We start from the raw sequence: 13330 nt of genomic DNA on the forward strand, positions 1-13330 counted from the left end.
GTGCGCTATTGGCCTTTTGTGCGCATTCACGTGGGTTCTGCGCATTGTGCTCGCGTGCAATACGCAGGCTGTCCTGAGAGAATCCCCCCTGTGATGCGACGACGGATCAAAAAGCTCTCGACCCAGATCTTTCTGGCTCAGCTGGTGATCCTCACTGCGTCCATGGCCGTCGGCTTCGCGCTTTTCGCCCAGACGGCACGCAGCAACCTCGACTCGGACTTCCAGTCGCGTGCCGCGGGCATCGCGCAGACCTTCGCCGCCATGCCGACCATCCAGGAGTGCATGACGCACCCGGGCATCGCCTGCGACGTGACCATCCAGGACCTCGCCTCGTCGACGGCCGCGAGGACCGGCGCAGGATATGTGGTCGTGATTGACATGAACAGGGTGCGGCATTCGCATCCGAATCCCTCACTGATCGGCAAGAAGGTCAGCGAGCCGATCATGGCCCGGGATGGAAAGGTGCACCTCGGGATCGACTCCGGAGCGACCGGAGTGAACGCCAACGCACGCGTCCCGTTGTACGGATCCACCGGAGCGATCGTCGGCGAGGTGTCCGTCGGCATCCAGGAGAGCTCCGTGTCGAGCGAACTCCTCAGCGAACTGCCGTCGTACGCGGCCTGGTTCGTGCTGGTCCTCGCGATCGGCACGCTCGCCTCGTTCGGGCTGGCGAGCATCCTGAAACGCCGGACCTTCGGCCTGGAACTCGACGAGATCGCCCGCCTGCTGCAAGAGCGCGAAGCGACCCTGCACGGCATCCGCGAAGGCGTCATCGCCGTCGACCCGGCAGGCCGGATCAGCGTGGTCAACGACGAGGCGCAACAGCTGCTGCGCCTGCCCGCCGAGGCGTCCGGGCGACGGCTCGAGGATGTGCTCGCCTCTGGGCCTGTACGCGACCTCCTCACCGGCACGACCGCCGTGACCGACGAGATCGTCGTCACCGACGACTACTGCCTGGTCATCAACCGGATGCCCGTGACACTGGGCGGGCGCGCGCACGGTGCGGTGGTCACCCTGCGCGACCGGACCGCGGTCGAGGGCCTGGCGAGCGAGCTCGCCGGCGAGCGGAGCCTCACCGAATCGATGCGCGCGCAGCAGCACGAGTTCACCAACCGCATCCACGCGATCGCCGGCCTCCTCGAACTCGGACGGCCCGGCGACGCACTGCAGTATGTGAACGAGATCCGTGGCACGACGGCAGATCTCGACCAGACGCTCCGCACGCACATCGGCGCGCCCCAGATCGTCGGACTGATGCTCGGCAAGGCGGCCGAGGCGAACGAGCGCGGGATCGAACTCGTCATCCTGCCCGAGACCGACCTCGGTGAAGCGCCCGACCGGGTGCAGGCGCTGACGACGATCCTCGGCAACCTGATCGACAACGCGTTCGATGCCCTCGCCGGCACCCCGGGGCCGCGTCGCGTCGAGGTCAGTGTGGTCGAGACGGATGCGTCGCTGACGGTCACCGTGACCGACAACGGTCCGGGGGTCGCAGCGGGCGAGATCCCCCAGATCTTCAGCAACGGCTACACGACGAAGCGCGGGACGCTGGAACGGCACAGCGGCCTGGGGCTCTCCCTGGTCAACAACACCGTCACCAAGCTGGGCGGCACTGTCACAGTGTCGGACGGGCCGGGTGCGTCGTTCACGGTGCGGCTGCCGCGGGCATCCGCCGGCTTCGCCGCATCCGCCCTCGTAGGCGACCGGGCGCGATGAACGGCGACGCCCTCGAGGTGCTGGTCGTCGACGACGACTACCGCGTCGCATCCGTTCATGTCGCCTTCGTCGAAGGGGTCCCTGGGTTCCGGGTCGTCGGGCAGGCGCACACAGCGGCGGACGCCCTCGAACTCGCCCAGAAGCTGCACCCCGACCTCGTGCTCCTCGACATCTACCTTCCCGACGGCGATGGGCTCGAGGTGGTGCGCGGGATGCTCAACACCCCGTCGCCGCCGGCTGTCATGGTGATCTCGGCAGCGACCGACATGGCGACCGTGCGCCGGGCGGTGCAGCTGGGAGCGGTGCACTACATCGTCAAGCCCTTCGGATTCGCGGCACTCGCCGAGCGCCTCACCGCTTTTCGCAACGCCCAGTTGCACATCACCGAATGGCCGGACGAACCGACACAGGACGACGTCAACAAGATCTTCGACCTCCTGCGGCCCTCAACACCCGCGCAGGTCAGCGCGGAGCTCCGCCACCTCGCGCCGACGCTGAAACTCGTCTACGACGCGCTCAGCAGCAGCGACGTCGCCCTGTCGGCGGCCGACATCGCGGCGAGCATCGGGATCAGCCGCGCGACGGCCCAGCGCTACCTGACGCAGCTCGAACAGGGCAACGCCGTGACCCTGGAACTGCGCTACGGCCAGACCGGACGCCCCGAGCACCGGTACACCGTCCGGCGACGCTGACGCGCTGACACGTGACGCGGGCGTTCGCATCCCCGCACCCTGCGCCGCCGGTCACTACTCTGTGACCATGACCGACGACACGAGGCCGGGCGACGATCGCGCGCCCGCTGTGCCTTCATCCGCCGACGCTCTCGTCACCACGGAGAGCCCCCTCTTCATCGACTCGTCCACGGACCGCGTGATCCCCCGCGGCCGCATCGTCGCGTGGGCGCTCTGGGACTGGGGCGGCGCCGCGTTCAACGCGGTCATCACCACTTTCGTCTTCACGGTGTACCTGACCGGGAGTCTCTTCATCGACCCGGCACTCCGCACCGCCCGGGACGCCGAAACGGATGTGCACGGCCCGGCACACGCGGCCGTCACCGCCGCCGAGGCGCCCCTCTCGAGCGGGCTCGGCTGGGGGCTCGCCATCGCCGGCCTCGTCGTCGCACTGCTGGCGCCGGTGCTCGGTCAGCGCACGGACGGCTCCGGCCGCCGCAAACTCTGGCTGGGCATCAACACCGGCGTCGTCGTACTCGTGACCGCACTCATGTTCTTCGTCAAAGGCGAGCCCGGGTATTTCCTGTTCGGCGTGGCCCTGGTGGCCATCGGGACGGTCTTCTACGAGATCGCGACCGTCAACTACAACGCCATGCTGGTGCAGGTGTCGACACCGAAGACGGTCGGCAAGGTCAGCGGGTTCGGCTGGGGCGCCGGCTACCTGGGCGGCATCGTGCTGCTGCTCATCGTGTACTTCGGTCTCGTCGTCGAAAGCTCGTCGGCCCCGGGTACCGGTGGGCTGCTGCACGTGACGGAGGCGGACGGGTTGAACATCCGCCTCATCGCACTGATCGCTGCGGCGTGGACGCTGGTGTTCTCGCTTCCGGTCCTGTTCGCCGTACCGGAGATCCCCGCCGCCCGGCGTGGAGTCACGGTGGGCTTCTTCGGGTCGTACGCGGTGCTCGTGCGCGACGTGGGCCGACTGTGGAAGGAGAGCCGCAACACGGTGCTGTTCCTCATCGCGAGCGCGTTCTTCCGCGACGGCCTCGTCGGGGTGTTCACGTTCGGCGGGATCCTGGCGGCCGGGACGTTCGGGTTCTCGAGCGGCCAGGTCATCATCTTCGCGATCGCCGCCAACGTGGTCGCGGGCGTCAGCACCATCGTGTCGGGGCGGTTCGACGACCGGTTCGGCGCCAAGCCGGTGATCGTCACCTCGCTGGTCGGCCTGATCATCGCCGGCCTCGGCGTCTTCTTCGCACACGACCTCGGCGCGACCGCCTTCTGGGTCGGCGGGCTCATCCTCTGCCTGTTCGTCGGGCCCGCCCAGTCGTGCAGCCGAACGTTCCTGGCACGCCTCACCCCGGCCGGCCGCGAAGGGGAGGTTTTCGGCCTGTACGCGACGACCGGGCGTGCCGTCAGCTTTCTCGCGCCGCTGCTGTTCGCGACGTTCGTGGCCGTGGGCGGGGCGCAGTTCTGGGGGATCCTCGGCATCGTGCTGGTGCTGGCGATCGGGCTGGGGCTGCTCATCCCGGTGAAGGCGCAGGGGGCGCGGCTGGCGCGGGCTGGCGCTCGTACTGAGGAAAACCCCTGATGGGATGCGCGACCACGGCGCGACTGCGTTCACAAAACAGGAACTCGTGGGGCGGATGTGGCGGGCGTGTTCTCGCGCCGAGCAAAACCCCTGATGGGATGGGCTGCCTCCGCTCGCCGACGCCCTGAACTCCTGTTTTGTGAACGCGCCGGACGGGCTGCGCGTGCTCAGCGGGCGCGGTAGCGGACGAACACGACGCCGCGGGCGAAGCGGCGTTCGTCGACGAGCTCCAGGTCCACGCGAACGTCGTCCGGAAGGTAACGCGTTCCCCCGCCGACGATGATCGGCGTGAGGAACTGCTGGTATTCGTCGACCAGCCCGGCACGGATCGCGGCTGCAGCGAGGTGAGGCCCGCCGATGCCGAGGTCGCTGGTGGCCGCATCCTTCATCCGCTTCACCGCGTCTGCGTCGAACGCGCGCTCCACGCGCGTACGCTCCGTCACGGGACCAGCGAGCGTCGAGGAGTACACCACCTTGTCCGCCGCTCGCCAGATGTCGGCGAAATCCCGGATGACGTCAGGTTCGTCATCCGTCTCGACGGTCTCCCACCAGCCCATGACCTCGTACATGCGGCGGCCGTACAGGTAGGTGCCGATCGGGCGCTCCAGGTCGTTGACGAAGCCGTGGACCTCCTCGGCGGGCGCCGCCCAGTCGAAGCTTCCCGACGCATCCACGGTGTACCCGTCAAGCGAGGTGATTCCGGAGTAGATCAGCTTGCCCATGCCGAGACATGGTACCCCTGCATCCGCCCCCGACTACCCGCCCGCCTACTCGCGCGGCCAGGCTCCGACGAACTTGATGAACAGCTGCGCGAAGGTGTGCGCCTCCTCGGGGGTGAAGCCGGCCAGGGCATCCTCGACGGCGGAACGGCGCGCGGAACGGACATCCGCGATCTGGGAGCGTCCGGCGGCGGTGAGCTCGATGATGCTGCGGCGCGCATCCGACGGGTCGACCGTGCGCCGCACGAGGCCGGCATCGGAGGCATCCTGCACGAGCCGGCTCGCCCGCGGCTGGTCGACGCCGATCGCCTCTCCGATCATGCTGATGGTGAGGGCGCGGCCGTCGCGTTCGGCCGCCTCGAGCGCGTCGAGCATACGGAAGCGTGCGGCCCGCCCGAGCGACCCGTCATGGCGACCGCGGTGCTCGTGACCGGCGCCGCCGAACCGGGGCCCCGGTCCGCGGGGGCCGCCGCCGTAGTGGTGTGCGATCGGCCACGGTCCGGGGCCCTGCCACTGGCCCTGTCCCGGCCATGCGCCCGGCGGCTGCCAGGGTCCGGATCCGGATGCGCCGTTCGCTCCGGGCTCGTCTGCGCCGTGCTGGTCTGCGCGGTGCTCGTCTGCGCGGTGCTCGGCCGCCCCGTGTTCTGCAGCCCCGTGTTCTGCAGCCCATTCGGCGCGCTGCTGCAGGTGCCGGCGAGCGTGGTCGCGGCGGATGACGATGAGCGCCTGCTCGATCAGCGCCACGTCTTCAGGGCGAAGCTGCGAATTCTCGTCGGATGCTTGACCACCGGATTCCATGTATGTAACTATACATTTGCTTGTAACAGTACATGCAATAGGAAGGGGCGTTCATCATGAACACCGACGACACGTCACTGAAACCGCCGGGCTACTGGTTCGGCGTCATCGAATACCGCCTGCGCGAGAAAATGCGCGACACATTCACGGACCTCGACCTTTCGCGCGGCGAATGGCGGATCCTCCACACGCTCGTCGACGGACCGAAATCGGTCGACGACATCGAGGCGGCCCTCCCACCCGGCGACCGCCACCGCCGCATGGGCGCCCGGGCGTCCGGCCGACCCGGACACTACGGCCCCTGGGGCTGGGGCGGCTTCGCTCCCGGATACGGCGGTGGCCGCGGATACGGACCCTGGGCCTGGGCAGGCCGCGGATACGGCCCCGGATCCTGGCCCGGATATGGGCCGGCCTTCGGACCCGGCTCCGGTCGCTGGTTCGGACGCGGGTTCGCGCCCGGGTTCACACCCGCCGAGGGCGAGGCCGGTGCGGGCGAGGCCGGTGCGGGCGAGGCCGGTGCGACAGCGAGTGCAGGCGCCGAGGCGGGGAGCGACACCCCAAGCAGTGCCGGCGCTGAAAGCAGCTCAGGTAGCGCGAGTAGCTCCGCCGCCGCAAGCGGTTCGGGCTCAGCGAGCAGCTCCGCCACAAGCTCTTCGGGCTCCGCGAGCAGTCCCGCCGCCGCAAGCAGCTCGGGCTCCGCCGAGGCCGGCCCGGATGCTCACGCCGAGCACACCGGCCACGACTGGCAGGGCCGCTACGGCTGGCACCCGGGCCACCACGGACCGGATGCTCACGCCGAGCACACAGGGCACGACTGGCAGGGCCGCTACGGCTGGCACCCGGGCCACCACGGACCGGATGCTCACCACGGGCACGAGGGGCATGACGGGCACGAGGGGCACGACACCGAGAGCGCCGACCGACCCGAGCACGGCAACCGCCGTGAACACCGCCGCCCGCGCAGCGTGGCCGAAGTCCTGGTGGACTTCGCCGAGCGCGGCTGGGTCGTCCTCGACGACACAGGAGCAACGCTCACGGATGCGGGCCGTGCGGTACACGACGAGGCTCAGTCACGGGTGAGGGAACTGCGCGCATCCGTCACCGAAGGAATCAGCGAAGACGACTACCGGACGATGATCGCGACACTCGAGAAGATGGCGCGCAACGTCGGCTGGAGCGAGGAGGCGAAGGAGTCGGCGGAAGAGGGGGAGGCAGGCGAGCCTGACCGGCCCGACACGAACGCATCCGCCGATGACGGCGACGCACCCGGACCGGGCGCGCCCGAGGCTGGCCCAGGACCCGCTGCCTGACCGGCCACTCTCGCCGCCCACCTGCTGAACACGCGCACACGGTGCAACCTGCGCGTGTTCACAAGGTGGGCGCGGGCTCTCGCACGAGTTTGCTCCGAGCGCACTAAGTGGTACTAGTGCGCTGGGAAGGAAGTAGTGCGGCGACGGCGGCTCGCACCCGCGTTTCAGGCGAATCCGCCAGAATGGGCGGATGGCGGAGACGATCGAAGAGGTAGTCCTGGTCGACGAGGACGGAACCGCGATCGGCGTCGCCGACAAGGCGGCCGTGCACGGCACGGACACTCCTCTTCACCTGGCGTTCTCGTGCCACGTGTTCGACGGTGAGGGGCGCATCCTGGTCACCCGCCGGGCGCTTGCCAAGCGCACCTGGCCCGGGGTGTGGACGAACTCGTTCTGTGGACACCCGGCGCCGGGCGAGTCGACCGACCACGCTATCGCGCGCCGCGCGGCCGACGAGCTCGGCATCACCCTGGACAACCTCACCGTCGTGCTTCCCGACTTCCGTTACCGGGCTGTGGATGCAGCCGGGGTTGTGGAGAACGAGATCTGTCCGGTGTTCACCGCGACCACGACAGACGCGATCTCCCCTTCGCCTGATGAAGTCATGGAATGGGAGTGGGTGGAGGCGCGCACGCTGATTTCGGCCGTAGAAGCCACCCCGTGGGCGTTCAGCCCGTGGTTGACCCTCCAATTGCCCCAGCTCTACGCGGGCGAAACAGAGTCGGCGCAGCTCTGAAAACGGTTCATCCACCTGTGGACAACGTCGGTGGATAAGATGCCGACATATTCCTTGCCCCGCATATGGGGGACAAAACCGCGACCCGCGAACCGGGCGATCACGATCAGTTGCCCGGGCGACCCGCCTCGGTCGACCCGACATCGGTGCGGTGGAAGTTCAGGTACGACCGCGACGCCGTCGGGCCGCGCTGGCCCTGGTACCGCGAGCTGTACTCGCTCGACCCGTACGGCTTCTCGGCCGCCGACGACAGCCGGAAGAAACACATCTGCCCGATCTTCATCCCCGGCCACAGCTTGATCGGCAGGGTGGCGACATTGCTCAGCTCCAGCGTCACATGGCCCGAGAAACCCGGATCGATGAAACCGGCCGTCGAATGCGTGAGAAGGCCGAGCCGCCCCAGCGAGCTCTTGCCTTCGAGGCGCGCTGCCACGTCATCCGGAAGCGAGACCAGCTCGAACGTCGAGCCGAGCACGAACTCGCCGGGGTGCAGGATGAACGGCTGTTCCGGTTCGACCTCGACCAGGTGCGTCAGCTCAGGCTGATCCTCTGCCGGGTCGATGAACGGGTACTTGTGGTTGTCGAACAGGCGGAAGAACCGGTCGAGCCGCACATCGATGCTCGACGGCTGGATCATCCCCTCTTCATACGGCTCGAGGGCGATGCGGCCTGCACCGAGCTCGGCCTTGATGTCGCGATCAGAGAGAAGCATTTTCGTAGCCTAGTGCGCGCGCGTCACGGCGCGGATGCGGTCGCTGTGAGGTTGCCAACTTTGCGCAGAACAGGTGCCGGTCAGGAGGAGAATATGGGTGAGAGACGTCGAGTTCCACCCGACGCCATGGAGTTGAGTCTCATGGTTGTGTTCTATATCGTCCTCGCGATCGTCGTCGTCATCGCGATCATCCTGTTCTTCATGTCCGTGCGCGTCGTCAAGCAGTACGAGCGCGGTGTCGTCCTCCGGTTCGGCCGCTACATCGGCACGCGGGAGCCCGGGCTGCGGTTCATCATCCCGATCGTGGACGTGATGACGAGGGTCTCCCTGCGCATCGTGACCCTGCCCATCCAGTCGCAGGAGATCATCACCCGCGACAACGTGAGCGTCGGGGTGTCCGCCGTGGCATACTTCCGCGTCGTCGACCCCGTGAAGTCGGTGATCGCGATCCAGACCGTGTATGCCGCGATCGAACAGATCGCGCAGACCACCCTGCGCAAAGTCGTCGGCCAGCACAGCCTCGACGAGACGCTCTCCGAGACGGACACGCTCAATGTGAACATCCGGCGCATCCTCGACGTGATGACGCTCGACTGGGGCGTCGAGGTGACGCTCGTCGAGCTGAAGGACATCCTGCTGCCGGAGACGATGAAGCGCGCGATGGCCAAACAGGCCGAAGCGGAGCGCGAGAAGCGGGCGAAGATCATCGCCGCAGAAGGCGAGTCGCTGGCTGCCGCCGCGCTGGGTGCCGCGTCGGACACGATGATGGAGCATCCGCTCGCCTTGCAGCTGCGCAACCTGCAGAGCCTCGTCGAAATCGGGGTCGACCGGAACACGACCGTCGTCTTCCCGGCGCCGCTGATGTCGACGATCGGCGAGCTCGGCAACTTCCTGGCGCGCGAGAACGCGGCCAGCGTGCTGCACGGCGGGAGTGGTGCCAACGACGCCGCCACCCCCGCTTCCTCGACTCGTCCGGAAGCGGCTCCGCCGCTGGACGACGCAGCCTGATGGGGGCGGGGGCCGCCGGGTCGGAGATCGGGCGCCGGCCCGGCGGTTGTGCGTCACAGGGGCTAGTTCACTCCGACGAACGTCTCAGGATGGCTGCTCAGCCACGACCAGCGATCGGCCGGCCACGTAATGGCGAAGGCCTTGCCGACGACGTTGTCGATGGGTACGAAACCACGGCCCGGGCCGGTCTGGTGAGTCCGCGAGTCGGCCGAGTGGTCGCGGTTGTCGCCCATCACCCACAGGCTGCCTTTCGGAACGGTGACAGAGAACGGTCGGAGCGACGCCTCGCCGTGCCCTGGTAGCGCAGTCCCTGCTGGCCCATTCAGGTAAGACTCCCTCAGCGGTGCGCCGTTCACCACCATCTGCCCCAAGGCGTTGCAGCACGACACATGATCGCCCGGGAGTCCGATCACACGCTTGATCAGATAGTCGTCGCTGTCGCCGGCCGACAGCCCGATGAAGGTGAGGACCGCATCGAGGGGGTTCCAGGCTGCGCTCGCCTTCTGCGGATCGAGCCAACCTCCCGGATCCCGGAAGACCACGATGTCGCCGCGTTGGATGCCCGAAACCTTCGGCGTGAACTGATCCACCAGGATCCGGTCACCGACCATCAGCGTTCGTTCCATAGACACCGACGGTATGTAGAACGATCGGCCCAGGAAGGTCTTGACGAGGAACGACACAAGAATCGCGACGACGAACATGACCATGACGTCGCGTACCACGCGCCACCTCGAGCGACGGTGGCGGTGACGCCGGTGGGCTGGCGCTCCGGCGGCCGATGCTTCCATGCAAACCTCATTCGTCGCGCGCTTGCGTTCCTAGCCCTCACCAGAGAGACGGCGAATCACGAGATTTGTCACGCGGAAATGGTGGTTGATTCGGCGAAGCCCGATCGCCGGGTCGAGTGGTCGCCAACTCACCGAAACGGGGCGACCCAAGGGGTAGTTGTCGACAACTCGACGGGGGCGCGGACGTCGTGGCCCGCGGGCTCGGCCTCGACTCGCTCCGGGTCATCGAGACTGCCGGCGATGTGTACACGTCGGCCCTGCGAAAACTCTCAGGAATGACGCGCGCACGAATCTTGCGGGTGCGCAAGATTCGTGAATACGATTCGGAGACGGCCAGCTCCGCCCGAAAATCGAACGCTCGTACGTGTCTCTGAGACCTGACCGTGGTCAATCAATCGCCTCTCCCGACAGCAGGTTCTCACGATGTCACGCCCACCGATCGTCGCTGCACGCCCGGCCCGGTTTTCCCCGGCCGCTCTCTTTCTCGCCGCCGCACTGTTGATAACGGCGATGGTCGCAGGTGGCCATGTCCCGTCGGCCGCAGCCGCCGGAACGGCATCCATCAGTGGCACGGTCCAGGCTGCAGGTGCACCGGGTGTCGGCGTCCAAGGTATCGCAGTGCTTGCGATCCTCCCCTCGGGCGGCCCGGGCGGGTCAGCGATGACCGACGCGAACGGCAAGTACACGATCACTGGCGTCGCGGCGGGTTCATACACCCTCGACTTCGAGGCCGGATCCGGATACGCCGAACAGTGGTGGAGCGGGCGGAACAGCCAGCAGACGGCCGACTTCTTCAGCGTCGCGGCCGGGCAGACAGTCACGGGAAAGAACGCGACGCTCGTGGCACCAGGCAGCATCAGCGGCGAAGTCATGGGGTCAGGAAACCCCGACGTCCCGCTCAGTAGCGAGCGTGTCTACCTGTACGGTTCGACCGGGGTCGTGGCGAACATCGCCATGACTTCGGGCGGCGCCTACAGTTTCACGGGGCTCGCCGCCGGTACCTACACGATCCTCTTCACGGCAATCGGCAACTACAGCGAACAGTGGTGGTTCGGCGCCCAGACGAAGGCGGCTGCGACGCCGATCACGGTGGGCTCCGGCCAGAACGTGACGGGAATCAGCGCTGTACTCTCGTCAGGGTCGACGATCAGCGGAACCGTCTCGGCGCAGGGCTCCCCCGGCGCGGGCCTTGCCGGTGCGACGGTCAATGCGTCGAGCACGGCCGGCGTGGTCGCGCAGGCTGTCACCGATGGCTCCGGCCGGTACACCCTCGAGGACCTTGCTGCCGGAACCTACACCGTCGAGTTCCTGCCAGGAGCAGGTCAGTCCTTCTCCGCGCAGTGGTGGAAGAACGCGTCGAGCCCGTCCGCAGCCACATCCATCACCGTCGGTTCGCAGCAGAATGTCCCCGGAATCAATGCCACGCTCGCCGCGCAATCCTCAGTCAGTGGGACCGTCGAGCAACAGGGTAACCCGAACACGCCCGTAGCGGGTGTCAACGTGAACGCCGTGCGGTCAGACGGGACATACGCAGGGTCGAACGGCGTATCCGACTCGGCCGGGAATTTCACCGTCGCGCAACTCCCTGCGGGCTCATACACTCTGATATTCACGCCCAACAGAACCCCTGGGTCAGAACAGAACTTCGCCGTCCAGTGGTGGAACGGTGAATCGAGCCAGGCCGCTGCAAACTATTTCACGGTGACAGGGGGCCAGTCAGCGACCGGCATGAACGCGGTCATGGTGCCCGGTGCCACGATCAGTGGCACGGTGCAGGGCGGCTCGCCTGCAGCAGCCCTGCAAGGTGTCGTCGTCGGGGTCTACAGCCTGGACGGTCGACTGCGGGGCAGCGTTCGCACCGACGCGCTCGGGCACTATTCGATCGATCAGCTCACCGCAGGTACGTACGCGGTGAAGTTCGCTGCGCCGAGCCCCTACGACACCGAGTGGTCAGGCGGCAAGCCGAGCCTCCAGGCTGCGACGCCGCTCACCGTGACATCCGGACAGACCGCGACCGAAGACGCGGTACTCGCACTCGGCGCCTCGGTGTCGGGAACACTCAGCTATGCCGGGGGTGCGCCCGCAGCCGGATACGTCGGGGTCTACGACGCAGTTGGACCGAGCGATTCCCTAGCGACACTCGTAGGTGAGGCGACGGTTGCGAACGGAAAGTACACGGTCAGCGGCCTCGCGCCCGGCGTCTACAAGGTCGGGTTCACGCACGACACGACCGGTGTGATCGCGCGTGGCCCCCTGCCGTCATCCGCCCCCTACGCGTCCCAGTGGTACCAGAACGCTGCGAGTTACGCGACAGGCAAAGCCCTGACCCTCGCGTCCGGCGATGCGGCGACCGGCGTCAACGGAAAGATCGCCGTGCTGTCCGGTTCGCCGGTACGCCTGCACGACTACTCGGGTGACGGACACCCGGATGTGCTGGCGAGGACTGCGGCGGGCGCCCTCCTGTCGTATCACGGCAACGGGGCAGGAGGGTGGTCGACTCCCGCATCCGGCCAGGTCGGCAGCGGCTGGGGCGGCCTGACAGCGATCGTCGCACCCGGAGATTTCAACAACGACGGAATCCCTGATGTCATCACACGAGACACCACAGGCGCGCTCCGGTTGTACCCGGGCAACGGTTCCGGCGGCTGGGGCGCATCACTGCGCATCGGCGCCGGCTGGAACGGCCTGAACACCATTGTCGGTGTGGGAGATTTCAACGCGGATGGCAACGCCGACCTCGTCGCACGGGATGCATCCGGTCGGCTCTGGTTGTACCCGGGGAACGGAAAGGGAGGCTTTCTGCCGAGCAAGGTGATCGGCTGGGGGTGGAGCGCGATGACCGCGATCATCGGGGCCGGCGATTTCAACGGCGACGGATATCCCGACCTCCTCGCGCGGGATAGCACGGGTGTCCTCTGGCTCTATGCACACACGCCCATCGGCTGGAAGACGCGGGTCCAGGTGGGATCCGGATGGAACGCGATGACCGGGATCATCTCGGTCGGCGACTTCAACGGTGACAGCCACACGGATGTCGTTGCGCGCGATTCTGCCGGCCTCCTCTGGCTTTACCCGGGCAACGGTCGATCCGGATGGCTCACCCGCACAAAGATCGGCGTCGGGTGGAACGCAATGAACTGGATCGGCTGACGCCGGCGGGCACGGCTTCAACGGGTCGAGGACTTACGGATGGCGAGATAAACGATGAGTTTGGCCAAAGACCGTTGACCGGGTAGTCTGGGCGGCAACCTCACTTCCCAGTGTTTTACTGGGATCGC

The 13330-nt window shown here is 67.3% G+C and carries 11 protein-coding genes; 7 read left to right on the plus strand and 4 right to left on the minus strand.

Annotation, left to right across the window (positions count from 1 at the left end; genetic code table 11):
* Positions 1-93 precede the first annotated feature (93 nt).
* From G3T36_RS03500 to G3T36_RS03510, 3 genes are all read left to right on the plus strand, one after another.
* Positions 94-1716 carry an ATP-binding protein gene (locus G3T36_RS03500; protein WP_240148325.1) on the plus strand — a complete coding sequence of 541 codons (1623 nt, stop codon included), beginning with the start codon at positions 94-96 and terminating at the stop codon, positions 1714-1716.
* Positions 1713-2408, plus strand: a complete 696-nt coding sequence (locus tag G3T36_RS03505; protein ID WP_163288012.1) for a response regulator — start codon at positions 1713-1715, stop codon at positions 2406-2408. Before G3T36_RS03500 ends, G3T36_RS03505 begins: the two co-directional genes overlap by 4 nt.
* Before the next feature lie 67 nt (positions 2409-2475).
* Entirely contained in the window at positions 2476-3978 is a 1503-nt protein-coding gene (locus tag G3T36_RS03510; RefSeq protein WP_163288013.1) for an MFS transporter, read from the plus strand.
* Between the two features lie 167 nt (positions 3979-4145).
* Here G3T36_RS03510 and G3T36_RS03515 read toward each other — a convergent pair whose 3' ends face one another.
* The gene (locus G3T36_RS03515; protein ID WP_163288014.1) at positions 4146-4700 is read right to left on the minus strand and encodes a dihydrofolate reductase family protein; all 555 of its coding nucleotides are present in this window, start codon (positions 4698-4700) and stop codon (positions 4146-4148) included.
* A gap of 45 nt (positions 4701-4745) precedes the next feature.
* Positions 4746-5495 carry a MarR family winged helix-turn-helix transcriptional regulator gene (locus G3T36_RS03520; protein ID WP_240148240.1) on the minus strand — a complete coding sequence of 250 codons (750 nt, stop codon included), beginning with the start codon at positions 5493-5495 and terminating at the stop codon, positions 4746-4748.
* 56 nt (positions 5496-5551) lie between these two features.
* Here G3T36_RS03520 and G3T36_RS03525 point away from each other — a divergent pair, with 56 nt between their 5' ends.
* Entirely contained in the window at positions 5552-6805 is a 1254-nt protein-coding gene (locus tag G3T36_RS03525) for a MarR family winged helix-turn-helix transcriptional regulator (protein ID WP_163288015.1), read from the plus strand.
* A 190-nt stretch (positions 6806-6995) separates the two neighbouring features.
* The gene (gene idi / locus G3T36_RS03530; RefSeq protein WP_163288016.1) at positions 6996-7541 is read left to right on the plus strand and encodes an isopentenyl-diphosphate Delta-isomerase; all 546 of its coding nucleotides are present in this window, start codon (positions 6996-6998) and stop codon (positions 7539-7541) included.
* Between the two features lie 106 nt (positions 7542-7647).
* On the opposite strand, the gene dcd is transcribed toward idi, so the two are convergent.
* A complete protein-coding gene (dcd, locus tag G3T36_RS03535) occupies positions 7648-8253 on the minus strand; it encodes a dCTP deaminase (protein WP_163288017.1) in 606 nt (201 codons plus the stop codon).
* A gap of 141 nt (positions 8254-8394) precedes the next feature.
* On the opposite strand from dcd, the gene G3T36_RS03540 reads away from it, so the two are divergent.
* On the plus strand, positions 8395-9261 hold the full coding sequence (locus tag G3T36_RS03540; RefSeq protein WP_163288018.1) for a slipin family protein: 867 nt from the start codon (positions 8395-8397) through the stop codon (positions 9259-9261).
* A gap of 62 nt (positions 9262-9323) precedes the next feature.
* Here G3T36_RS03540 and lepB read toward each other — a convergent pair whose 3' ends face one another.
* Positions 9324-10052: a signal peptidase I gene (gene lepB, locus G3T36_RS03545; RefSeq protein WP_163288019.1), complete on the minus strand. Its 729-nt coding sequence runs from the start codon at positions 10050-10052 to the stop codon at positions 9324-9326.
* Positions 10053-10475: 423 nt separating this feature from the next.
* Between lepB and G3T36_RS03550 the strand changes: the two genes are divergently transcribed.
* The gene (locus G3T36_RS03550) at positions 10476-13202 is read left to right on the plus strand and encodes a carboxypeptidase regulatory-like domain-containing protein (protein WP_163288020.1); all 2727 of its coding nucleotides are present in this window, start codon (positions 10476-10478) and stop codon (positions 13200-13202) included.
* Positions 13203-13330: the final 128 nt, after the last annotated feature.

This window comes from Leifsonia tongyongensis (genome assembly GCF_010686705.1).
GTDB classification, from domain to species: domain Bacteria; phylum Actinomycetota; class Actinomycetes; order Actinomycetales; family Microbacteriaceae; genus Diaminobutyricibacter; species Diaminobutyricibacter tongyongensis.